Here is a 24015-nt window from a genome sequence, read left to right on the forward strand (position 1 = left end):
AAGAGATTATATGTTGAATAAAAACCGATCAGACGATGAGGATGTTATGAACCAGCCTGCGATTACCCTGTGGTCCGACTCCAGCTATTTTTCACCCTATGTCCTGAGCGCCTACGTCGCGCTGGCCGAGAAAGGGCTCTCTTTTAGCCTCAAAACCGTCGATCTTGACAGCGGTGAGCACCTGAAACCGCAGTGGCAGGGCTACGCGCTAACCCGACGCGTGCCGGTGCTGGAAATCGACGGCTTTGAGCTGAGTGAATCATCCGCGATCGATGAATACCTTGAAGATCGCTTTGCGCCGCCGGAGTGGGAGCGTATCTATCCTCACGATCTGCAAAAGCGCGCCCGCGCGCGGCAGATCCAGGCGTGGCTGCGCAGCGATCTGGTGCCGATCCGCGTTGAACGTTCCACTGACGTCGTTTTTGCCGGGGTGATAAAGCCCGCGCTGAGTGCAGAAGGCCTTGCCAGTGCGCAAAAGCTGATTGAAACCGCCTCCTCGCTGCTGGCCCACGGCAACCCAAATCTGTTTGGCGAGTGGTGCATTGCCGATACCGACCTGGCGCTGATGCTGAACCGCCTGATCCTCAACGGCGATGAGGTTCCACCGCTGCTGGTGGATTATGCCGCATTCCAGTGGCAGCGCGCCTCGGTGCAGCGCTATGTGGCACTCTCCGCTAAGCGTGCTGGCTGATAAGCCCTGGCGCTTCAGGTATGATAGGGACAGTCTGTTTTCCCGAGGAGTGACTGATGAAACTGATGTTTGCGTCGGATATCCATGGATCGCTGCCCGCTACCGAACGCGTTCTTTCTCTGTTTGCCCAAAGCGGGGCGCAGTGGCTGGTGGTTCTGGGCGATGTGTTAAACCATGGCCCACGAAATGCCCTGCCGGAAGGCTATGCCCCGGCGCAGGTGGCTGAAAAACTGAATCAATATGCTTCGCGCATTATTGCCGTGCGCGGCAACTGCGACAGCGAAGTGGACCAGATGCTGCTGCACTTTCCCATCGTCGCGCCGTGGCAGCAGGTTTTACTGGAAAGAAGCCGTCTTTTTTTGACTCACGGTCATCTTTTTGGCCCGGACAATCTCCCCGCGCTCGCCGCTGGCGATGTCCTGGTTTACGGTCATACTCATATTCCGGTGGCAGAAAAACGCGGCGAGATCTATCACTTTAATCCCGGTTCCGTCAGTATCCCGAAAGGCGGATACGCGGCAAGCTATGGCATGCTTGCCGAGAATACGTTAAGCGTTATCGCACTTAATGATCAGCAAGTTATTGCGCAGGTAGCGATTAATCCGTAAGTTACACCTCAACTGCAAACGCGCCGAAAGAGCGCTTAGACGAGAAGGTTTCCCGATGGTGGAGCAGAGTCATTTGGCAAGTACAGAGTGGGTTGACATTGTCAGCGAAGAGAATGAAGTGATCGCGCAGGCCAGCCGCGAGCAAATGCGCGCGGAGCGTCTGCGCCACCGTGCAACGTACATCGTTGTGCATGACGGTATGGGCAAAATTCTGGTCCAGCGCCGTACGGATACCAAAGATTTTCTCCCCGGTATGCTGGATGCCACTGCGGGCGGCGTCGTGCAGGCAGATGAAGTGCTGCTGGATTCCGCGCGTCGCGAAGCAGAAGAAGAGTTAGGCATTGCCGGTGTGCCGTTTGCCGAACACGGTCAGTTCTATTTCGAAGACGAAAACTGTCGCGTCTGGGGCGGGCTGTTTAGCTGCGTTTCCCACGGGCCGTTCGCGCTGCAGGAAGAAGAGGTGAGCGAAGTGAGCTGGATGACGCCGGAAGAAATCACCGCGCGCTGTGACGAGTTCACGCCTGATTCGCTGAAGGCGCTGGCGCTGTGGATGACCCGCAACGCCAAAAACGAATCCGCGAAACCGGAAAATAAAGCGGAAAAAGAGGAAGAGGCCGAGTAAGCCTTAGCAACTCTCCCGCAGGCAGAGGCTGGACGCGATAGGCTTATGGTCGCGCCAGTCTCCATCATTCAGACGTTCCAGCAGCGCTTTTCCTGCTTCCATCCCAATCTTACGATGCGGCACCGCCATGGTTGTCAGCGGCGGCTGACAGACGCGGCTCACGTCGCTGTCGCCAAAGCCCACTACGGCAAGATCGTCCGGCACTTTAATGCGTCGACGCTGGCATTCGTACAGCGCCCCGCAGGCCAGTTCGTCCGAGACGCACACCAGCGCATCCAGCTCCGGCCACGCCAGCAGGAATTCTGGCAGCTGCGCCGCGCCCGTGGAAAAGCTCGGCGGCATGGCGGCGTTGATGACCCGGTTTGGCGACATGTGGTGGCGAAGCATGGCTTTATACCAGCCCTGCAGATGCTGCTGGAATATCCACTGTTCCTGGTTGGCGCACAGCAGGCCGATATTCTGGTAGCCGCGCTGGATCAGCATTTCCGTCAGTTCATACATGGCGGCAACGTTATCGATCCCGATATTCATATCAATCGGATCGGCGCGCATCGCGCCCATCTCCATTACCGGAATGGAGGCGTTTTTCAGCCAGTGGCGCACGGTGTCCGTATGCTCAACGCTGAGCAAAATGGCGGCGGCGATGTTCGATGCCAGCAGCGTTTCAAGCAGCTTCTCTTCCTGCTCAAGCCGGTGCTGAGATTCCGCCAGCATGATCTGATACCCGGCAGGCTGCAGCACCTGCTGTAGCCCGGCAAACATCTCCGAGCAGCCGGATTCGGAGAGGTTAGGAACCACCATTGCAATCGTCCAGGACGACGCCGATGCCAGCGCGCTGGCGGCGAGGTTGGGCATGTATCCCAGCTCCTGCACGGCGGCTTCAATTTTTTCTCGCAGCTTATCGGAAACCTGTTCAGGCGTGCGGAGTGCACGGGACACGGTCATTGTGCCGACCCCGGCAAGCTGTGCCACATCGGCGAGCGTCACTTTGCCGGTACTGCGTCGTTTTCGGGTTAGAGACATACATCTTCCTGCTGACAGGACGCGACAAATTTCATCCTTCGCTTCACGTGAAAGGCAGTATACGCCTTAAATCCCTTTTTTTGCTGTGATTTCACACCATGATGGCAATTTGATAGCGCTATCACACTTCTGAATGTTAGTCATTGGTAGCGCTATCTTTGTGATCCCGATCGCAGTCAATGAGTGATGTGTTGAATAAAGTTTGCTCATCTTTTGCGTTGTGGCCGGAGGGTAAAGTGCTCAAAAAGTGGATATATGATACAACCATCACGCTGCAGGACAGCGTAGAGGACTGGCCGCAGGCGCTGGAGCTGTGCGCGAAGCCGCTGCTGGATTTACAGGTGATTGCACCGGCTTACATCACGGCCATCATCGAGCAGCACCGCGCGTTAGGACCTTATTACGTGCTGGCACCAGGGCTGGCGATGCCGCATGCGCGGCCGGAAGAAGGCGCGAAAGGACTTGGCCTCTCATTATTAAAACTGAAACAGGGCGTCTCTTTTGGTGCCGGTGAGTTTGACCCCGTCGATACGATCGTAATGCTGGCGGCACCGGATAAACATAGCCATATCGAAATGATCTCCACACTCGCAGAATTATTTTCCAGCGACGAGGATATGGCGGAATTACATCGGGCGAATTCGCTGGAGGAGATAAAAACAATCATCGACCGCTTCTGATTTACCGGGTTAATTCGATTCTTCTCAACGTTACGCATTAGCGTGATGGGGCGTACTCTACTCAAAAAAGGGGATAACAATGAAAATAATGGCTATTTGCGGTTCTGGCCTGGGCAGTAGTTTTATGGTCGAAATGAATATTAAAAAGGTACTCAAAAAGCTGGAGATTGAGGCCGAGGTTGAACATTCCGATCTCTCCTCCGCCACCCCCGGTGCGGCCGATCTTTTCGTGATGGCAAAAGACATCGCGGCCAGCGCGAGCGTGCCGGAGAGCCAGCTGGTAGTGATTAACAACATCATTGACATCAACGAGCTTGAAGCGCAGCTGCGCGCCTGGTTCGAAAGACAATAACCCTGTTTAGGCGAGGTGGATATGTTTATCCTTGAAACGCTGAATTTCGTTGTTGATATATTAAAAGTACCTTCGGTGCTGGTCGGCTTAATTGCGTTAATTGGTCTTGTCGCGCAGAAAAAAGCCTTTTCAGACGTGGTGAAAGGCACCATTAAAACCATTCTTGGCTTTATTGTCCTGGGCGGTGGCGCCACGGTGCTGGTGGGGTCATTAAATCCGCTGGGCGGCATGTTTGAGCACGCCTTTAATATTCAGGGCATTATTCCAAACAATGAAGCCATTGTGTCGATTGCGCTGGAAAAATACGGCGCCTCTACCGCGCTGATTATGGCCTTCGGGATGGTGGCGAATATTATCGTCGCGCGCTTTACCCGCCTGAAGTACATCTTCCTGACAGGTCACCACACCTTCTACATGGCGTGCATGATTGGCGTGATCCTGACGGTGGCGGGCTTTGAAGGCGTGGGCCTGGTCTTTACCGGCTCGCTGATCCTCGGCCTGATCATGGCCTTCTTCCCGGCGATTGCGCAGCGCTACATGAAGCGCATTACCGGCAACGACGAGATTGCCTTCGGCCACTTCGGCACGCTGGGCTACGTGCTGTCCGGCTGGATTGGCAGTAAGGTCGGCACAGGCTCACGCTCAACCGAAGAGATGAACCTGCCGAAGAACCTGAGCTTCCTGCGCGACAGCTCGATCTCCATCTCCCTGACCATGATGATTATCTACCTGATCATGGCGGTGAGCGCCGGGCGTGAGTACGTAGAGGCCACCTTCAGCGGCGGTCAGAACTACCTGGTCTACGCCATTATCATGGCGATCACCTTCGCGGCAGGCGTGTTTATCATCCTGCAGGGCGTGCGCCTGATTCTGGCGGAAATCGTCCCGGCCTTTACCGGCTTCTCCGAAAAACTGGTGCCAAACGCGCGTCCTGCTCTGGACTGCCCGGTGGTCTATCCGTATGCCCCCAACGCGGTGCTGATTGGCTTCCTGTTCAGCTTCCTCGGCGGAATTGTGGGGTTGTTGATCTGCGGCCAGTTCAACTGGGTGCTTATCCTGCCGGGCGTGGTGCCGCACTTCTTTACCGGCGCAACGGCGGGCGTGTTCGGTAACGCCACCGGCGGACGCCGCGGGGCAATGATTGGCGCCTTTGCTAACGGCCTGCTGATCACCTTCCTGCCGGTTCTGCTGCTGCCCGTACTCGGTGCGATTGGCTTTGCCAATACCACCTTCTCCGACGCCGACTTCGGCGCCGTCGGGATTTTGCTGGGCAACCTGGCCCGCTTCCTGTCGCCGCTTGCGATTACCGGACTTGTCGTTGCGTTGTTCGCGCTGCTGGTGGCGTACAACGTGTTCGCTAAAAACAAACCTGCCGGCGGTAGCGCGCAGGAAAACACCGGAGCCAAATCATGAATGAGAATGAGATAACCCATCTGGCGCGTCAGATCCGTCTTGAGACGCTGAAATCCCTGACGCAGCTGGGCTTTGGGCACTACGGCGGCAGCATGTCGGTGGTCGAAACCCTTGCCGTACTGTACGGCGCGGTAATGAAAATTGACCCGGCCGACCCCGACTGGCCCGAGCGCGACTACTTTGTCCTGTCGAAGGGGCATGCTGGCCCGGCGCTCTACAGCACGCTGGCGATCAAGGGCTACTTCCCGGTTGAAGAGCTGAGCACGCTGAACCAGAACGGCACGCGCCTGCCAAGCCACCCGGACCGCCTGAAAACGCGCGGCGTGGATGCCACCACCGGTTCACTGGGGCAGGGGATCTCCATTGCGGGCGGCATGGCGCTCTCGCACAGGCTGGCGGGAAGGCCGAACCGGGTGTTTTGCATCGTCGGTGACGGCGAGCTGAACGAAGGGCAGTGCTGGGAAGCGTTCCAGTTTATTGCCCACCATCGTCTAAACAACCTGACGATATTTGTGGACTGGAACAAGCAGCAGCTCGACGGCGAGCTGGACGAGATCATCAGCGCGTTCGACCTGGAAGGAAAATTCCGCGCCTTTGGCTATGACGTGGTGACGGTGAAAGGCGACGACATTCCGGCGCTGCTGGAGGTGACCTCCCTGATACCCGAGGCCGATGCGCGTCCGCTGGTCGTCATTCTCGACAGCATCAAGGGGCAGGGGGTGCCGTACCTTGAGCAGCTCAGCAATTCGCACCACCTGCGTCTGACCGAGGAGAGCAAAGCGGCGCTCAACGAGACGATTCGCCAACTGGAGGCTTCACATGATTAAGGTTGCACCTGCAGGACAGAAAGATGCCGTCGAGATGCGCAAGGTCTACGCGGGCTTTGTGGCAAAACAGATCGAGGCCGGAAGCGAAATTATCGCCCTGGAAGCGGATTTGATGAGCTCAATGGCGATGGACGGCGTGGCGCGTGATTACCCGCAGCACGTGATCAACTGCGGGATTATGGAGGCCAACGTTATCGGCACCGCGGCGGGGCTGTCGCTTACCGGACGCAAGCCGTTCGTGCACACCTTTACCGCCTTTGCCAGCCGCCGCTGCTTCGACCAGCTGTTTATGTCCCTGGACTACCAGCGCAACAACGTGAAGGTGATTGCGTCGGACGCGGGCGTGACGGCCTGCCACAACGGCGGCACGCACATGTCGTTTGAGGATATGGGCATCGTGCGCGGTCTTGCGCATTCGGTGGTGCTGGAGGTGACCGACGCGGTGATGTTTGAGGACGTGCTGCGCCAGCTTATCGACCTGGAAGGCTTCTACTGGGTGCGCACCATCCGTAAGCAGGCGCCGAGCGTGTATGCGCCGGGCTCAACCTTCACCATTGGCAAAGGCAACGTGCTGCGCGAGGGAACCGATATCACCCTCATTGCCAACGGCATCATGGTGGCGGAAGCGCTTGAGGCTGCGCGCCAGCTGGAGCAGGAGGGCGTAAGCGCGGCGGTAATCGACATGTTTACCCTGAAGCCCATCGACCGGATGCTGGTGAAAAACTACGCCGAGAAAACCGGGCGCATCGTGACCTGTGAAAACCACAGCATTCACAACGGCCTGGGATCGGCGGTGGCGGAAGTGCTGGTGGAAACCTGTCCGGTGCCGATGCGGCGGGTGGGTGTCAAGGAGCGTTACGGCCAGGTGGGGACGCAGGACTTCCTGCAGAAGGAGTATGGCCTGACGGCGCACGATATAGTGTCGGCGGCGAGAGAGCTGCTGTAAATAAAAAAGGCGACCATTTCTGGTCGCCTTTTTGTTGCCCGGTGGCGCTAACGCCATCCGACAAGACCTTAAAATTACTGCTGCTGCTGTGAAGACTGGATCGCTGTCAGTGCGATGGTGTAGACGATATCGTCAACCAGCGCGCCACGGGACAGGTCATTCACAGGTTTGCGCATGCCTTGCAGCATAGGCCCGATGGAGATCAGGTCTGCTGAACGCTGTACCGCTTTGTAGGTGGTGTTACCGGTGTTCAGATCCGGGAAGATGAACACGGTAGCGCGACCTGCAACCGGCGAGTTCGGCGCTTTGGATTTCGCAACGTCGGCCATTACCGCGGCATCATACTGCAGCGGGCCGTCGATCATCAGGTCAGGACGTTTTTCCTGCGCCAGACGCGTTGCTTCACGCACTTTCTCTACGTCGCTACCTGCACCGGAGGTGCCGGTGGAGTAGGAGAGCATCGCTACGCGCGGTTCGATACCGAAGGCAATCGCGGAGTCAGCAGACTGGATAGCGATTTCCGCCAGCTGTTCTGCGGTTGGATCCGGGTTGATCGCGCAGTCGCCGTAAACGTAAACCTGTTCAGGCAGCAGCATGAAGAACACGGAAGAGACCAGAGAGCTGCCCGGTGCCGTTTTGATCAGCTGCAGCGGTGGACGGATGGTGTTCGCCGTGGTGTGAACCGCACCGGAAACCAGACCGTCAACTTCGTCCTGCTCCAGCATCAGCGTACCCAGCACCACGTTGTCTTCCAGCTGTTCGCGCGCAACGGCTTCGGTCATGCCTTTGCTCTTACGCAGCTCAACCAGACGCGCAACGTAGCTTTCGCGAACCACTTCCGGGTCAACGATTTCGATACCAGCGCCCAGCTCAACGCCCTGAGACGCCGCCACGCGGGTGATCTCATCCGGGTTACCCAGCAGCACGCAGGTCGCGATGCCGCGCTCTGCACAGATAGCAGCCGCTTTAACGGTACGCGGTTCGTCGCCTTCTGGCAGAACAACGCGTTTGCCCGCTTTACGCGCCAGCTCGGTCAGCTGATAGCGGAAGGCTGGCGGGGACAGACGACGGCTGCGCTCGGAGGTCGCGGTCAGGGATTCGATCCAGTCGGCGTTGATGTAGCCCGCAACGTATTCTTGAACTTTCTCGATACGCTCGTGGTCATCAACCGGCACTTCCAGGTTGAAGCTCTGCAGGCTCAGGGAGGTCTGCCAGGTGTTGGTGTTCACCATGAAGACCGGCAGGCCCGTCGCAAATGCGCGTTCGCACAGCTTGCTGACGCGTGGGTCCATCTCGTAGGCACCGGTCAGCAGGATAGCGCCGATCTCAACGCCGTTCATCGCGGCCAGACAGGCTGCAACCAGCACGTCCGGACGGTCAGCGGAGGTCACCAGCAGGGAACCTGCGCGGAAGTGTTCCAGCATGTGCGGAATGCTGCGCGCACAGAAGGTCACGGACTTCACGCGGCGGGTGTTGATGTCGCCTTCGTTAACCACGGTGGCGTTCAGGTGACGCGCCATATCAATTGCACGGGTGGCAATCAGATCGAAGCTCCACGGCACCGCGCCCAGTACTGGCAGCGGGCTGGCGTCCTGCAGCTTAGCCGGATCAACTTTAACCACTTTCGCTTTGGAAGAGTCGTCGAAGATCTCGGACAGGTCAGGGCGAGTACGGCCCTGCTCATCAACCGGTGCGTTCAGTTTGTTAACGATAACGCCGGTGATGTTAGAGTTTTTCGCGCCGCCGAAGCTGCTGCGGGTCAGTTCAATACGCTCTTTGAGCTGTTCCTGGGTATCTGTACCCTGGGACATCACGAACACGATTTCAGCGTTCAGCGTTTTCGCGATTTCGAAGTTCAGTGACTGCGCGAACTGGTGTTTACGCGTTGGAACCAGACCTTCAACCAGCACCACTTCTGCGTCCTGCGCATTCGCGTGGTAGTTGGCGATGATCTCTTCCATCAGCACGTCTTTCTGGTTGCTGGACAGCAGAGACTCAACGTGGCTCATCTTCAGCGGTTCAGCCGCTGGCAGATTGGAGTTCTTACGAACAATGGAGGTGGTCTGGTCTGGCGCATCGCCACCGGCACGCGGCTGGGCAATAGGCTTAAAGACGCTCAGACGAACGCCTTTGCGTTCCATAGCACGGATAACGCCAAGGCTGACGCTGGTCAGGCCGACGCTGGTTCCGGTAGGGATCAGCATAATAGTACGGGACACGGTTTATCCTCTTTCGTTACCGCCGCAAAGTGGGCGGGTTACAAAACAGCACCGCCAGCATTGCTGGCGGTGTGGAATCAGGCAGTCAGGCGGTGCGCGTCTTGCGCGATGACCAGCTCTTCGTTAGTTGGAATAACGATCGCAGGGCGGGTGCCTTCTTTGTTGATGAAGCCAGACTTGCCAAAGCGGGCAGCCAGGTTACGCTCATGATCAACTTCGAAGCCCAGAACGCCCAGTTTGCCCAGGGACAGTTCACGCACCATTGCCGCGTTCTCACCGATACCACCGGTGAAGATAACCGCGTCCAGACGACCGTCCATCAGTGCAGTGTAAGAACCGATGTATTTCGCCAGACGGTGGCAGTAAACGTCCATTGCACGTTTAGCGTCTTCTTTCTCTGCGTAGTTGTCTTCAACGTAGCGGCAGTCGCTGGTGACTTCGGTCAGACCCAGCAGGCCAGACTCTTTAGTCAGCATTTTGTTGATGTCGTCAACGCTCATGCCCAGGGTGTCGTGCAGGTGGAAGATAATCGCCGGGTCGATGTCACCGGAACGGGTACCCATCACCAGGCCTTCCAGCGGGGTCAGACCCATGGAGGTATCAACGCATTTACCGTTGCGGATAGCAGAAACAGAACCACCGTTGCCCAGGTGGCAGGTGATGATGTTCACTTCTTCAACCGGCTTGTTCAGAACTTTTGCGGCTTCCTGAGTCACATAGAAGTGGCTGGTGCCGTGCGCGCCGTAGCGACGTACGCCGTGCTCTTTGTACAGGCTGTACGGCAGGGCATACAGGTAAGACTCTTCCGGCATGGTCTGATGGAACGCGGTGTCGAACACGGCCACGTTTTTGTCTTTCAGGTTAGGGAAGGATTTCAGCGCTTCAGCGATACCGATCAGGTGAGCCGGGTTATGCAGCGGTGCAAAGGATGCAGAGTCTTTGATGCCCTGAATCACAGAGTCGTCGATCAGGACGGAGCTGGTGTATTTTTCGCCGCCGTGGACGATACGGTGACCGATCGCAGTCAGCTGAGCAGACAGTTCTGGTTTTTGTGCCAGAATAGTGTTAACGATAAAGTTCAGCGCTTCACTGTGAGCGGCGCCTGCACCTAAAGCCGCTTCTTGTTTGCTGCCGTCCATCTTCCACTTGATACGTGCTTCAGGCAGATGGAAACATTCGGACAAACCAGAGAGGTATTCTTCACCGTTCAGCGCATCAATGATGGCGAATTTCAGGGAAGAGCTACCGCAGTTCAGAACCAGTACTAACTTACTCGACATGGAAGTACCTATAATTGATACGTGGCTAAAAAAACGTCAGTGAGTCTAAAAGCGTAACGCATGCTGACCCAGACATTTATGATTAACATCATGCCGAACGAACATTGTGGCATGATGAAAGGAATACTTATGATTTTATGCCATTTTGAACATTTTTCAGACAATGGCATAATAGGCATTAATTTGACGAGTTAACAATTCTCGTCTACAGCCCAATCAGGCTGGCACAGAATACCCGATACGGGGTAGCGATGACAAAATATTTTGAACGTTGTCATAGCCTGTTGTGGTTTTGCACAAAAATTTTAATTTTTATATGTGAAGTTGAGGTACAGCCATGTCGACACCCGAAATCCCATCCGTGAACTTCTTCAGTCTGTTTCGCCGGGGGCAGCATTACGCAAAGACGTGGCCAATGGAAAAGCGCCTTGCGCCGATGTTTATTGAGAACCGCGTCATTCGCGCCACGCGCTATGCGATTCGTTTCATGCCGCCCGTTGCTATCTTTACCCTGTGCTGGCAAATTGCCCTCGGCGGCCAGCTTGGCCCCGCCGTCGCCACGGCGCTGTTTGCGTTGAGCCTTCCGATGCAGGGGCTGTGGTGGTTGGGGAAGCGTTCGATTACCCCGCTACCGCCTACCATTTTACACTGGTTTTATGAAGTCCGTGGAAAACTTGAGGAGGCCGGGCAGGCGCTGGCACCCGTTGAAGGGAAGCCGGACTACCAGGCGCTGGCCGACACGCTCAAGCGCGCTTTTAAGCAACTTGATAAAACATTCCTTGATGACTTGTGATTGATCATCGAAACGCTCGCTAAAAGAAGGCACAGTAACAAACAGTTACCGTGTCTTTTTTTTAAAGTGCAATGCGCTACAGGAGTCGAAAGATGGAAATGACCCATGCTCAACGTCTGATTTTGTCTAACCAGTACAAGATGATGACTATGCTTGATCCCGATAACGCTGCGCGCTACAGCCGCCTGCAGACCATCGTCGAGCGCGGATTTGGTTTGCAGATGCGCGAACTGGACCGCGAGTTTGGCGAGCTGAAAGAAGAAACCTGCCGCACCGTAATCGATATCATGGAGATGTACCACGCGCTGCATGTGTCCTGGACCAATCTAAAAGATCGACAGTCTATTGACGAGCGCCGCGTGACCTTCTTGGGCTTTGATGCCGCAACCGAAGCGCGCTATCTCAGCTATGTCCGCTTTATGGTGAACACCGAAGGGCGTTATACCCACTTCGATGCAGGCACCCACGGTTTTAATGCGCAGACCCCAATGTGGGAAAAATACCAGCGCATGCTGAGCGCATGGCACGCCTGCCCGCGCCAGTACCATTTAAGCAGTAACGAAATTCAACAAATCATTAATGCCTGACGGAGGTGCGTGTGCAGTGTAAAGGTTTTCTGTTTGATCTGGACGGTACGCTGGTGGATTCGCTGCCGGTAGTGGAGCGCTCGTGGTGTCACTGGGCCGACAGGCATGGCATTGACCATCAGGACGTACTGAATTTCATCCATGGCAAACAGGCCATTACCTCATTACGGCACTTTTTAGCGGGGCGTTCTGAGGAAGAGATTCAGGCGGAGTTCACCTACCTGGAGCAGATTGAAGCCAGCGATACGGACGGCATCACCGCGCTGCCCGGCGCGCGGGAACTGCTTGAGCATCTGAACGAAGCGCAGATCCCGTGGGCGATCGTCACCTCCGGCTCGATTCCCGTCGCCCATGCGCGCCATAAGGCTGCCGGTTTACCGAAGCCAGAGGTGTTTATCACCGCGGAGCGCGTCAAGCGCGGTAAGCCGGAGCCGGATGCATTTCTGCTCGGCGCGGAGCTGCTGGGCCTGGCTCCGGCTGACTGCGTGGTGGTGGAAGATGCCGCGGCGGGCGTGCTGGCCGGGCTGAACGCCGGAAGCCACGTAATCGCGGTTAACGTACCGGCAGATTCCCCCCGTCTGAACGAAGCGGATTTTGTGCTAACCACCCTGACCGCGATTAACGTCTCGAAGGCACCCGACGGAGTTGTAACCGTCTCGCTAAAAATGTAATCCTATGATTTAGCCCCACATTGTTGGGGCTTTTTTATGGCAGAATTCCAACTCCTCCACTGACAAGGATAGGTTGTGAACGGTGAACTGATTTGGGTCCTGAGCCTGCTGTTAATCGCCATCATTCTCTTTGCTACCGGCAAGGTGCGCATGGATGCCGTCGCCCTGTTTGTTATCGTCGCGTTTGTGCTGAGCGGTACGCTCACGCTGCCGGAGGCCTTCTCCGGGTTTAGCGACCCCAACGTCATTCTGATTGCCGCCCTGTTTATCATTGGCGACGGCCTGGTGCGCACCGGCGTCGCGACCATCATGGGGACCTGGCTGGTGAAGGTGGCGGGCAGCAGTGAAACCAAAATGCTGGTTTACCTGATGGTGACGGTTGCCGGGCTGGGCGCTTTCATGAGCTCAACGGGGGTTGTGGCGATCTTTATTCCGGTGGTGCTGAGCGTCTCCATGCGAATGCAGATTTCACCCTCGCGCCTGATGATGCCGTTGAGCTTTGCCGGGCTTATCAGCGGGATGATGACGCTGGTGGCCACGCCGCCGAACCTCGTGGTCAACAGCGAGCTGCTCCGTGAAGGGCTTGAGGGGTTTAGCTTTTTCAGCGTGACGCCGCTTGGGCTGGTGATTCTGGTGATGGGCGTAATTTATATGCTGTTCACCCGCTTCGCGCTGAAGGGCGAAAAGCAGGATAAAAACAAAGACGGCTGGAAGCGCCGCACGTTTCGCGATCTCATTAAAGAATACCGCCTGACCGGCCGCGCCCGCCGGCTGGCTATCCACCCGGGCTCGCCGCTGATAGGCCAGCGTCTGGATGATTTAAAACTGCGTGAACGCTACGGCGCGAACGTGATCGGCGTGGAGCGCTGGCGCCGGTTTCGTCGGGTGATCGTGAACGTAAACGGCGTGTCAGAGTTTCGCGCGCGTGACGTCCTGCTGATTGATATGTCCACGGCTGAGGTGGATCTGCGCGAGTTTTGCACCGAACAGCTGCTGGAGCCGATGGTGCTTCGCGGCGAATATTTCTCAGACCAGGCGCTGGACGTTGGCATGGCCGAGGTGTCGCTGATCCCGGAATCAGAGCTGCTGGGTAAGACGGTGCGGGAAATCGCGTTTCGCACCCGCTATGGCCTGAACGTGGTCGGCTTGAAGCGCGACGGCGTGGCGCTGGAAGGGGCAGTGGTCGATGAGCCGCTCCTGCTGGGCGATATTTTCCTCGTTGTTGGCAACTGGAAGCTCATCAGCCAGCTTGGCCAGAAGGGCCGGGATTTCGTGGTGCTGAATATGCCCGTCGAAGAGAGCGACGCGTCACCGGCGCACAGCCAGGCCCCGCACGCTATTTTTTGCCTGGTGCTGATGGTGGCGCTGATGCTGACCGACGAAATCCCTAACCCGGTTGCGGCGATTATCGCCTGCCTGCTGATGGGCAAATTCCGCTGTATTGACGCCGAAAGCGCGTATAAAGCCATTCACTGGCCGAGCATTATTCTTATCGTCGGGATGATGCCCTTTGCCCTTGCCCTGCAAAAAACGGGCGGGGTGGATTTGATCGTTAAAGGGCTGATGGACGTTGGCGGGGGATACGGCCCGTACATGATGATGGTGTGTCTGTTTGTTATGTGCGCCTCGATCGGGCTCTTTATCTCCAATACCGCGACGGCGGTACTGATGGCGCCGATTGCGCTGGCGATGGCCAAATCCATGGGCGTGTCGCCGTATCCTTTTGCAATGATGGTGGCCATGGCCGCCTCGGCGGCATTTATGACGCCAGTTTCTTCACCGGTGAATACGCTGGTGCTGGGGCCCGGGAATTATAGGTTCAGCGACTTTGTGAAGATTGGCGTGCCGTTCACCGTGCTGGTGATGCTGGTATGCGTGGTGCTGATACCGGTCCTGTTCCCGTTCTGAGCATTTTGCCGGGTGGCGGCTGCGCCTTACCCGGCCTACAACCCGTAGGCCCTGCAAGCGCAGCGCCGCTGGGCAAACAGATTACAACGGTGAATCCTGGCTAATTTCGTCCAGCGATAAATGGAAGCTCGGCACAAACACCTGCATAAAGTAGTCCATCTCGTCGCTGCGGCGGGATTCCAGCGTTTTTTCCAGACGCGTTTTTGCCAGTAAAAATTCGTTGTTCCCCGCGGACAGCTCTTCCAGACACTTCAGGTAGGCGCACAGCGCGTCGGCCTGCTTAACCAGCAGCTTCTCTTCTTCGGTGTACTGATGCTCGTCGATGAGCGGCTCAAAGATATCGCGCAGCTCGTCCGGCACCATGTCAATCAGCTTCTGCTGGGCAATCTTCTCGATGGCCTTATATTCCTGCGCAATCTGCGAGTTGAAATATTTCACCGGCGTAGGTAGGTCGCCGGTGAGCACTTCTGACGCATCGTGGTACATCGCAAGCAGGGCAATGCGCTCTGGGTTGACCTGACCGTTGAATTTGCGGTTTTTAATGGCGGCCAGCGCGTGAGCGACCATCGCAACCTGCAGACTGTGCTCTGACACATTTTCCGTGCGGACATTGCGCATCAGCGGCCAGCGGTTAATGAGCTTCAGGCGGGAGAGGTGGGCAAAGAAATGACTCTGACTCATAGGTTACCTTTTGTCTTTACTGCGACAGGCGTTCATTGTGCGGGGAGGGGAGGGAAGATGCAAATCTGAAGATGTTGCAGGCCGGGTAAGCGCAGCGCCACCCGGCAGAAAGGCAGCTTTACTGATGATAACCGGAAAGGAAGCGACCGAAGCGGCTGATGGCCATTTCGAGGTCGTCTTCGCGCGGCAGGGTAACGATACGCACGTGATCCGGCCACGGCCAGTTAAACGCCGTACCCTGAACCAGCAGCACTTTTTCCTGCAGCAGGAAATCAAGCACCATTTTTTGGTCGTCGTGAATATTGAAGCGCTTCGCGTCGATTTTCGGGAACATATACAGCGCGCCGTTCGGCTTCACGCAGGAGACGCCCGGAATATCGTTGATCAATTCCCACGCGCGGTTGCGCTGTTCGTACAGACGACCACCGGGAACGATGAACTCGCTAATGCTCTGGTAGCCGCCGAGCGCCGTTTGAATCGCATGCTGGGCGGGAACGTTGGCGCACAGACGCATCGACGCCAGCATCTCGAGCCCTTCAATGTAGCCTTTCGCATGTTTCTTCGGACCGTTCAGCACCATCCAGCCCTGGCGGAAACCGGCTACGCGGTAGGTTTTTGATAACCCGTTAAAGGTCACGGTCAGCAGGTCCGGCGCCAGCGCGGCGATCGAGTGGTGCTGCGCGGCGTCGTACAGGATCTTGTCGTAAATTTCGTCGGCAAAAATGATCAGGTTATGCTGACGAGCAAGCTCCACGATCTCCATCAACAGTTCTTTAGAGTAGACCGCACCCGTTGGGTTGTTCGGGTTGATGATCACGATCCCGCGCGTGCGCGGCGTGATTTTAGCGCGGATATCGTCTAAATCCGGGAACCAGTCAGCGGACTCGTCGCAAAGATAGTGCACGGCTTTTCCGCTGGAAAGCGACACGGCCGCCGTCCACAGCGGGTAGTCAGGTGCCGGAACCAGCATTTCGTCGCCGCTGTTCAGCAGGGCCTGCATCGCCTGGACGATCAGTTCAGAAACGCCGTTACCGATATAGATATCTTCAACGGTAACATCGCGCATCCCGCGCGCCTGGTAGTGCTGCATGATGGCTTTACGTGCGGAGTAGAGGCCTTTGGAGTCACAATATCCCTGCGCGGTAGGCAGGTTGCGGATCACGTCGACCAGGATCTCATCCGGCGCTTCAAAACCAAACGGCGCGGGGTTACCAATGTTAAGTTTCAGAACCTTGTTGCCTTCTTCTTCAAGACGCTTTGCCTCTTTCAGAACCGGGCCACGGATGTCGTAACAGACGTTGTCTAACTTGCTGGATTTTTCGATAGGGGACATGAACCTTTAACCTTTTTGCTATGAGTGCCACTCCCTGCCGTGGAAGTCAGCACGGAACAATGTACTCCCACCTCGCTTCGTTTTGAAGGGCGTGCAGAGGAAGATTTTGTTCATCATGATAATTCCTGTGTAATCTATTTTGCTGCCTGAGTATTAATTTACTGGCCGAAAGCAGTAGAGAGATTGCGGTTATTAGCGCGTTATACTGTTTTTTGTGATTTTAATTGAATTTTATTCTGGTAAAAATAAAAAACGCGCTTTACATCGAGCATGACGGGCTGGAAGTTGCGATAAGTGACTTTTCGTAAAATCTGAATGCTGAGCGAGAGGTTGCCCTAATAGCAAACCTGGGTTAAAAGTTACTCATGTGAAAATAATGTTAAGTGTTATTAATGAATGTCCTTAATCTAAATTAAAGTTTATTTATTATTAACGACGAAAATGCAACTTTCGTTAATTTTAATAAAAGGAGTTAGGCGGCTTATCAACGTCGTTAAATCCTCAATATTGCAATAAGACTTATAAATAAAGTGGATTTGGGTTAAGATGTCTTTCAGGAAAGCAGATGTGAGATACGCTTTTTTTGTATATCTTAACGTGCCTTTCTGATTTAATTGGTTGTTATTGTTAGAATTATCTCTGTCTGGAATGTGAGGGTCCTCTCTTGCTACGTTGACAGCGCTGCGATCAAGATGGCAGATGACGTTTTTTCCTTTAATGGAATTTACATAAACCTGCAAACATCTAAATATCCTGAACGTTTAAGAGAATAAAAATAACGTCATGAAACGTGCTTTCTGACTGTTGATATACCGCGGCACAATAACTATCTGTCAGGCAGTCTGCCGGGCCGGGATGCGAGGGAAACCTTCAGAAGGAATTGCTTAACTGTTACACACAGCTTCAACCCGGGCAGCTCCGCACGAGCAACCTGAAAGTGAAAAGATATGATAAATGCAAATCGTCCGATAATGAATCTCGACCTCGATCTGCTGAGAACGTTTGTTGCGGTCGCCGATCTCAACACTTTTGCAGCAGCTGCTGCCGCCGTTTGCCGTACCCAGTCCGCCGTTAGCCAACAAATGCAGCGGCTGGAGCAACTGGTCGGTAAAGAGCTATTTGCGCGCCATGGGCGCAATAAGTTATTAACTGAACACGGTATCCAGCTTCTGGGTTATGCCAGAAAGATACTTCGCTTTAATGATGAAGCATGTATGTCATTAATGTTTAGCAACCTTCAGGGGGTGCTAACCTTAGGGGCGTCTGATGAATCAGCGGATACCATATTACCTTTCCTTCTCAACCGGGTTAGTTCGGTTTATCCGAAGCTTGCGCTGGACGTTAGCGTAAAACGGAATGCTTTTATGGTTGAGATGCTGAAAAATAACGAGGTTGACCTTGTGGTCACGACGCATCGTCCCGGGCAATTTAACTGCCTGACGCTGCGTACCTCGCCAACGCACTGGTACTGCGCCGCGGAATACGTGCTGCAAAAAGGTGAGCCGATTCCACTGGTCTTGCTTGACGATCCCAGCCCGTTCCGCGATATGGTGCTGTCGGCGCTCAACGAGGCCAGCATCCCATGGCGTCTGGCGTACGTGGCCTCGACGCTGCCTGCGGTACGAGCTGCAGTCAAAGCCGGCCTGGGCGTAACGGCTCGCCCGGTGGAGATGATGAGTCCGGATCTGCGCGTGCTGGGGAAAAGTGATGGTCTTCCTGTGCTTCCGGATACGGAATACCTGCTGTGCCACAACGCATCCAGCAATAACGAGCTGGCGAAAGTGGTGTTCGAGGCGATGGAAAACTACCATAATCCATGGCAATACGAGCATGTTACTCCCGAAGGGGGGGATGACTCGCTGCTTGTTGAAGGGGACTTTGAGTGATCAATCCCTCAAAATTCTCGTAACAAATTGTAAGTGTAAAAAAGAGCCACTCGCGCGATTTTCGCGTGGAGTGGTTTTTTTTTGCGATAAATAACCCTGTGCAGAGGGTGGTAATGTCAAATAGGCTATATTTATCAATCGAATGAATGCATTTGGTTATTTCGTGAGCTAATGCCGTCCTCACTTCCTTCCCGCCCCCCTCATGTTAAAAAAACAGGAAATATGTTGCCGTTTTTTTGATTGAATTAACAAAAGCGTGTCTCAGATCAAGAAAATACTCCTATTTGGGGGGAGGAATCGTTGGCAAATCCTGTCAAAATAGGAGGGTTATTTTTTTTACTTCCAAAACGGACACGATTCAACAACATGCATTTGACGTGAAGTCAGGTACCCACCAGGGTTAAAGGGCATGAAATGTTAATGAGAATCGCTCGATGTCATTTAATGTGAAGAAACCTTTGTTAAAGTTGACAAAAGGTTATAGAAAGGAGTAAAAAACCCCATCATTTTGCTGTCTATGTCTCATTTCTGACAGTTAGTGTAAGGTTATTTTGTTCCTCCCCATGAATCGATGTGATGCCTATCTGCCAGCAAGAGCAGTGTCGTCGGTATCACTTTTGATGAGTAAGCAATGAGTATGTCAACATCCACAGAAGTCATCGCTCATCACTGGGCATTCGCAATCTTTCTTATTGTAGCCATTGGCCTGTGCTGCCTGATGTTAGTCGGCGGCTGGTTCCTGGGCGGTCGCGCCCGCGCAAGGCACAAAAACACACCTTTCGAATCAGGTATTGATTCCGTAGGTACCGCTCGCTTACGCCTGTCTGCCAAGTTCTACCTGGTAGCCATGTTCTTCGTCATCTTTGACGTGGAAGCGCTTTACCTCTTCGCATGGTCAACGTCCATTCGCGAAAGTGGTTGGGTGGGCTTTGTCGAGGCCGCAATTTTCATTTTAGTGTTACTGGCCGGTCTGGTTTATCTGGTGCGTATCGGCGCGCTGGACTGGACACCTGTGCGTTCACGCCGTGAACAGACCAACCCGGAAAACAGTATCTCTAATCGTCAGCAGTAACAGCGAGGCAATAAGATGGATTATACGCTCACCCGCATAGATCCTAACGGTGAGAATGACCGTTACCCCCTGCAAAAACAGGAGATCGTAACCGACCCCCTGGAGCAAGAAGTCAACAAAAGCGTGTACATGGGCAAGCTCGAGCATGCCATGCACGATATGGTCAACTGGGGTCGTAAGAACTCCATCTGGCCGTACAACTTTGGGCTTTCTTGCTGCTACGTTGAAATGGTGACGTCATTCACTGCGGTGCATGACGTTGCGCGTTTTGGGGCAGAGGTACTCCGTGCTTCCCCACGTCAGGCTGACCTGATGGTGGTGGCCGGTACGTGCTTTACCAAGATGGCACCGGTTATTCAGCGTCTTTATGACCAGATGCTGGAGCCTAAATGGGTAATCTCCATGGGCGCATGTGCAAACTCTGGCGGTATGTACGACATTTACTCTGTCGTGCAGGGCGTAGATAAGTTCATCCCGGTGGATGTGTACATCCCGGGCTGCCCGCCGCGTCCGGAAGCTTACATGCAGGCGCTGATGCTGCTGCAGGAGTCTATCGGTAAAGAACGCCGCCCGCTTTCATGGGTTGTTGGCGATCAGGGTGTGTATCGCGCGAACATGCAGTCCGAGCGCGAGCGTAAACGCGGTGAACGTATTGCCGTCACCAACCTGCGTACGCCTGACGAAATTTAATTTGCGCCTGTGGGCCTGGAGACTACCTTCGCATATCACTACTCAAATAGCGCGAAGCCAGGCTTAACAGTCACCACGGACCATTTGCAATGGTGAACAATATGACCGACTTAACCGCGCAAGAAGCCGCCTGGCAGACCCGGGATCATCTCGATGACCCAGTCGTTGGCGAACTGCGCAACCGTTTTGGGCCGGATGCCTTTACTGTTCAGGCCACCCGCACCGGGGTACCCGTTGTTTGGGTGAAGCGTGAACAATTACTGGAAGTGGTCGATTTCCTTAAGAAATTGCCAAAACCTTACGTCATGCTGTTTGACTTACACGGCATGGACGAACGTCTGCGTACGCACCGCCAGGGTCTCCCTGCTGCGGATTTTTCCGTTTTCTACCACCTGATCTCAATAGACCGCAACACGGATATCATGCTCAAGGTGGCATTGTCTGAAAACGACATGCATCTGCCGACGATTACCAAACTTTTCCCGAACGCGAACTGGTACGAGCGTGAAACCTGGGAAATGTTCGGCATGACCTTTGACGGCCACCCGCACCTGACGCGCATCATGATGCCGCAGACCTGGACCGGCCACCCGCTGCGTAAAGACTACCCGGCACGTGCTACCGAATTTGACCCGTTTGAGCTGACCAAAGCCAAGCAGGATCTGGAGATGGAAGCGCTGACCTTCAAGCCGGAAGACTGGGGCATGAAGCGCGGTACTGAAAACGAGGACTTCATGTTCCTCAACCTCGGTCCGAACCACCCGTCTGCGCACGGTGCATTCCGTATCATTCTTCAGCTTGACGGCGAAGAGATTGTCGACTGCGTACCTGACATCGGCTACCACCACCGTGGTGCGGAGAAGATGGGCGAGCGTCAGTCCTGGCACAGCTACATTCCGTATACCGACCGTATCGAGTACCTCGGCGGCTGCGTAAACGAAATGCCATACGTGCTGGCCGTTGAGAAACTGGCGGGCATCACCACGCCGGATCGCGTCAACGTGATCCGCGTGATGCTCTCCGAGCTGTTCCGTATTAACAGCCACCTGCTCTATATCTCCACGTTCATTCAGGACGTCGGCGCGATGACGCCGGTCTTCTTCGCCTTTACCGACCGACAGAAAATCTACGATCTGGTGGAAGCGATTACCGGTTTCCGTATGCACCCGGCCTGGTTCCGTATCGGCGGCGTGGCGCACGATCTGCCGCGCGGCTGGGACCGCCTGCTGCGTGAATTCCTCGACTGGATGCCGAAACGTCTGGCCTCTTACGAGAAAGCCGCCCTGCGCAACACCATCCTGATTGGCCGTTCCAAAGGCGTTGCTGCCTACGGTGCGAAAGAGGCGCTGGAGTGGGGGACAACGGGTGCTGGCCTGCGTGCAACCGGTATTGATTTCGACGTGCGTAAAGCCCGTCCTTATTCTGGCTACGAGAACTTCGACTTTGAAGTCCCGGTTGGCGGCGGTGTTTCCGACTGCTATACCCGCGTGATGCTGAAAGTGGAAGAGCTGCGCCAGAGTCTGCGCATCCTTGAGCAGTGCCTCAATAACATGCCGGAAGGCCCGTTCAAAGCGGATCACCCGCTGACGACGCCGCCGCCGAAAGAGCGCACGCTGCAACATATCGAAACCCTGATCACCCACTTCCTGCAGGTTTCCTGGGGTCCGGTCATGCCGGCGCAAGAATCCTTCCAGATGATTGAAGCGACCAAGGGTATCAACAGTTACTACCTGACCAGCGACGGCAGCACCATGAGCTACCGTACCCGTGTGCGTACGCCAAGCTTCGCGCACCTGCAGCAGATCCCAGCCGCCATTCGCGGCAGTCTGGTCTCCGACCTGATTGTGTATCTGGGTAGTATCGATTTTGTTATGTCAGATGTGGACCGCTAATTATGCACGAGAATCAACAACCACAGACCGAGGCTTTTGAGCTGAGTGAAGCAGAACGTGCCGCGATTGAGCACGAGATGCACCACTACGAAGACCCGCGTGCGGCGTCCATTGAAGCGCTGAAAATCGTACAGAAACAGCGTGGCTGGGTGCCGGATGGGGCGATCTATGAGATCGCAAAAGTGCTGGGTATTCCGGCGAGTGACGTAGAAGGCGTAGCCACGTTCTACAGCCAGATCTTCCGTCAGCCGGTTGGCCGCCACGTGATCCGCTACTGTGACAGCGTTGTTTGTCACATCACCGGTTACCAGGGCATTCAGGCAGCGATTGAGCAGAAGCTCAATATCAAGCCGGGCCAGACCACGTTCGATGGACGCTTTACCCTGCTGCCAACCTGCTGCCTGGGTAACTGCGACAAGGGGCCGACCATGATGATTGATGAGGACACTCACAGCCATCTGACGCCGGAAGCGATTCCTGACCTGCTGGAGCAGTACAAATGAAAACGGTAATTCGTACTGCTGAGACGCATCCGCTGACCTGGCGTCTGCGCGATGACAAACAGCCGGTATGGCTTGAAGAATACGAAAGCAAAAACGGCTATGCCGGCGCGCGTAAAGCCCTGGGCGGCATGGCGCCGGATGACATCGTTAATGCGGTAAAAGACTCCGGCCTGAAAGGGCGCGGCGGTGCGGGCTTCTCCACCGGTCTGAAGTGGAGCCTGATGCCGAAAGATGAATCCATGAACATCCGTTACCTGCTGTGTAACGCCGATGAAATGGAGCCGGGCACCTATAAAGACCGCCTGCTGATGGAACAGCTGCCGCACCTGCTGGTGGAAGGCATGCTGATCTCCGCGTTTGCGCTGAAAGCCTACCGTGGCTACATCTTCCTGCGCGGTGAGTACATCGAAGCGGCGGAAAACCTGCGTCGCGCGATTGCGGAAGCAACCGAAGCGGGCCTGCTTGGGAAAAACATCCTGGGCACCGGCTTTGACTTCGAACTGTTCGTGCACACCGGTGCAGGGCGTTACATCTGCGGCGAAGAAACCGCGCTGATTAACTCCCTGGAAGGCCGCCGCGCGAACCCGCGTTCCAAGCCACCGTTCCCGGCAAGCTCCGGCGTGTGGGGTAAACCGACCTGCGTAAACAACGTCGAAACCCTGTGTAACGTTCCGGCGATCCTCGCGAACGGCGTGGAGTGGTATCAGGGTATCTCTTCAAGCAAAGATGCCGGTACCAAGCTGATGGGCTTCTCCGGCCGCGTGAAGAATCCTGGCGTCTGGGAACTGCCGTTCGGTACCACCGCGCGTGAAATTCTCGAAGACTACGCGGGCGGCATGCGCGATGGCCTGAAATTCAAAGCCTGGCAGCCGGGCGGGGCAGGGACTGACTTCCTGACCGAAGCCCACCTTGACCTGCCGATGGAATTCGAAAGCATCGGTAAAGCGGGCAGCCGTCTGGGTACGGCGCTGGCGATGGCCGTCGATCACGAGATCGGCATGGTCTCGCTGGTGCGTAACCTGGAAGAGTTCTTCGCTCGCGAGTCCTGCGGCTGGTGTACACCGTGCCGTGACGGTCTGCCGTGGAGCGTGAAGATCCTGCGTGCTATTGAACGTGGCGAAGGCCAGCCTGGCGATATCGAGACACTTGAGCAACTGTGTCGATTCTTAGGCCCGGGTAAAACCTTCTGCGCCCACGCACCGGGTGCCGTCGAGCCGCTGCAGAGCGCGATTAAATATTTCCGCGACGAATTCGAAGCAGGCATCAAGCAGCCGTTCAGCAATACCCATTCAATTAATGGTATTCAGCCGAACCTGCTGAAAGCGCGCTGGTAAAAAC

Annotated in this window: 23 protein-coding genes; 18 read left to right on the top strand and 5 right to left on the bottom strand. The window is 55.4% G+C overall.

Translation table 11 applies throughout. The annotated features are described in order from the left end of the window. The first annotated feature begins 46 nt into the window (after positions 1-46). Genes yfcF through yfcD form a run of 3 tightly spaced genes read left to right on the top strand, consistent with a single transcriptional unit; the run spans position 47 to position 1921 of the window. Positions 47-691 (top strand): glutathione transferase, encoded by a 645-nt coding sequence (gene yfcF, locus D5067_RS07120; protein WP_119937106.1) that lies wholly within the window; start codon positions 47-49, stop codon positions 689-691. Between the two features lie 56 nt (positions 692-747). Continuing rightward, on the top strand, positions 748-1299 hold the full coding sequence (gene yfcE, locus D5067_RS07125; protein ID WP_133302822.1) for a phosphodiesterase: 552 nt from the start codon (positions 748-750) through the stop codon (positions 1297-1299). Between the two features lie 55 nt (positions 1300-1354). Next, complete coding sequence (gene yfcD / locus D5067_RS07130) at positions 1355-1921, top strand: NUDIX hydrolase YfcD (protein WP_119937104.1); 567 nt, start codon at positions 1355-1357, stop codon at positions 1919-1921. Between the two features lie 3 nt (positions 1922-1924). On the opposite strand, the gene D5067_RS07135 is transcribed toward yfcD, so the two are convergent. Continuing rightward, complete coding sequence (locus D5067_RS07135) at positions 1925-2944, bottom strand: LacI family DNA-binding transcriptional regulator (protein WP_119937103.1); 1020 nt, start codon at positions 2942-2944, stop codon at positions 1925-1927. A gap of 236 nt (positions 2945-3180) precedes the next feature. On the opposite strand from D5067_RS07135, the gene D5067_RS07140 reads away from it, so the two are divergent. The 5 genes from D5067_RS07140 to D5067_RS07160 all read left to right on the top strand — a co-directional run bounded on the left by D5067_RS07140 (position 3181) and on the right by D5067_RS07160 (position 7162). After that, positions 3181-3624, top strand: a complete 444-nt coding sequence (locus D5067_RS07140; RefSeq protein WP_119937102.1) for a PTS sugar transporter subunit IIA — start codon at positions 3181-3183, stop codon at positions 3622-3624. Between the two features lie 79 nt (positions 3625-3703). Next, on the top strand, positions 3704-3976 hold the full coding sequence (locus D5067_RS07145; protein WP_003861447.1) for a PTS sugar transporter subunit IIB: 273 nt from the start codon (positions 3704-3706) through the stop codon (positions 3974-3976). A 21-nt stretch (positions 3977-3997) separates the two neighbouring features. Further along, a complete protein-coding gene (locus D5067_RS07150; RefSeq protein WP_119937101.1) occupies positions 3998-5389 on the top strand; it encodes a PTS ascorbate transporter subunit IIC in 1392 nt (463 codons plus the stop codon). Next, positions 5386-6216 carry a transketolase gene (locus D5067_RS07155; protein WP_119937100.1) on the top strand — a complete coding sequence of 277 codons (831 nt, stop codon included), beginning with the start codon at positions 5386-5388 and terminating at the stop codon, positions 6214-6216. The genes D5067_RS07150 and D5067_RS07155 overlap by 4 nt, the downstream gene beginning before the upstream one ends. Continuing rightward, a complete protein-coding gene (locus tag D5067_RS07160; RefSeq protein ID WP_048992666.1) occupies positions 6209-7162 on the top strand; it encodes a transketolase family protein in 954 nt (317 codons plus the stop codon). Before D5067_RS07155 ends, D5067_RS07160 begins: the two co-directional genes overlap by 8 nt. A gap of 74 nt (positions 7163-7236) precedes the next feature. Here the strand turns inward: D5067_RS07160 and pta are convergent, their stop codons facing one another. Both pta and ackA read right to left on the bottom strand, forming a co-directional pair. Beyond that, positions 7237-9381, bottom strand: a complete 2145-nt coding sequence (pta, locus tag D5067_RS07165; protein WP_119937099.1) for a phosphate acetyltransferase — start codon at positions 9379-9381, stop codon at positions 7237-7239. A gap of 77 nt (positions 9382-9458) precedes the next feature. Then, positions 9459-10661, bottom strand: coding sequence for an acetate kinase (gene ackA / locus D5067_RS07170; RefSeq protein WP_119937098.1), 1203 nt, complete (start codon positions 10659-10661; stop codon positions 9459-9461). 337 nt (positions 10662-10998) lie between these two features. On the opposite strand from ackA, the gene yfbV reads away from it, so the two are divergent. The 4 genes from yfbV (at position 10999) to D5067_RS07190 (ending at position 14620) form a co-directional block, all read left to right on the top strand. After that, a complete protein-coding gene (gene yfbV, locus D5067_RS07175; protein WP_119937097.1) occupies positions 10999-11454 on the top strand; it encodes a terminus macrodomain insulation protein YfbV in 456 nt (151 codons plus the stop codon). A gap of 92 nt (positions 11455-11546) precedes the next feature. After that, positions 11547-12041, top strand: a complete 495-nt coding sequence (locus D5067_RS07180; RefSeq protein ID WP_119937096.1) for a YfbU family protein — start codon at positions 11547-11549, stop codon at positions 12039-12041. 11 nt (positions 12042-12052) lie between these two features. Beyond that, positions 12053-12712 (top strand): sugar phosphatase, encoded by a 660-nt coding sequence (locus tag D5067_RS07185; RefSeq protein WP_119937095.1) that lies wholly within the window; start codon positions 12053-12055, stop codon positions 12710-12712. Positions 12713-12787: 75 nt separating this feature from the next. Continuing rightward, entirely contained in the window at positions 12788-14620 is a 1833-nt protein-coding gene (locus D5067_RS07190; RefSeq protein ID WP_119937094.1) for an SLC13 family permease, read from the top strand. Positions 14621-14701: 81 nt separating this feature from the next. Here the strand turns inward: D5067_RS07190 and yfbR are convergent, their stop codons facing one another. Next, on the bottom strand, positions 14702-15301 hold the full coding sequence (gene yfbR / locus D5067_RS07195; RefSeq protein WP_119937093.1) for a 5'-deoxynucleotidase: 600 nt from the start codon (positions 15299-15301) through the stop codon (positions 14702-14704). 118 nt (positions 15302-15419) lie between these two features. Beyond that, positions 15420-16634 (bottom strand): alanine transaminase AlaA, encoded by a 1215-nt coding sequence (gene alaA / locus D5067_RS07200; RefSeq protein WP_047346618.1) that lies wholly within the window; start codon positions 16632-16634, stop codon positions 15420-15422. Positions 16635-17581: 947 nt separating this feature from the next. Here alaA and lrhA point away from each other — a divergent pair. The 6 genes from lrhA (at position 17582) to nuoF (ending at position 24011) form a co-directional block, all read left to right on the top strand. Next, positions 17582-18520: a transcriptional regulator LrhA gene (lrhA, locus tag D5067_RS07205; RefSeq protein WP_119937092.1), complete on the top strand. Its 939-nt coding sequence runs from the start codon at positions 17582-17584 to the stop codon at positions 18518-18520. 631 nt (positions 18521-19151) lie between these two features. Beyond that, positions 19152-19592: an NADH-quinone oxidoreductase subunit NuoA gene (nuoA, locus tag D5067_RS07210; protein WP_119937091.1), complete on the top strand. Its 441-nt coding sequence runs from the start codon at positions 19152-19154 to the stop codon at positions 19590-19592. 15 nt (positions 19593-19607) lie between these two features. Beyond that, the gene (gene nuoB / locus D5067_RS07215; RefSeq protein WP_003861482.1) at positions 19608-20282 is read left to right on the top strand and encodes an NADH-quinone oxidoreductase subunit NuoB; all 675 of its coding nucleotides are present in this window, start codon (positions 19608-19610) and stop codon (positions 20280-20282) included. An 89-nt stretch (positions 20283-20371) separates the two neighbouring features. After that, positions 20372-22174, top strand: a complete 1803-nt coding sequence (gene nuoC, locus D5067_RS07220) for an NADH-quinone oxidoreductase subunit C/D (RefSeq protein ID WP_119937090.1) — start codon at positions 20372-20374, stop codon at positions 22172-22174. Between the two features lie 2 nt (positions 22175-22176). After that, a complete protein-coding gene (nuoE, locus tag D5067_RS07225; RefSeq protein WP_119937089.1) occupies positions 22177-22677 on the top strand; it encodes an NADH-quinone oxidoreductase subunit NuoE in 501 nt (166 codons plus the stop codon). Further along, positions 22674-24011 carry an NADH-quinone oxidoreductase subunit NuoF gene (nuoF, locus tag D5067_RS07230; protein WP_089597913.1) on the top strand — a complete coding sequence of 446 codons (1338 nt, stop codon included), beginning with the start codon at positions 22674-22676 and terminating at the stop codon, positions 24009-24011. Before nuoE ends, nuoF begins: the two co-directional genes overlap by 4 nt. Positions 24012-24015: the final 4 nt, after the last annotated feature.

The sequence above is a fragment of the Enterobacter huaxiensis genome, from assembly GCF_003594935.2.
Classification (GTDB): Bacteria; Pseudomonadota; Gammaproteobacteria; order Enterobacterales; family Enterobacteriaceae; genus Enterobacter; species Enterobacter huaxiensis.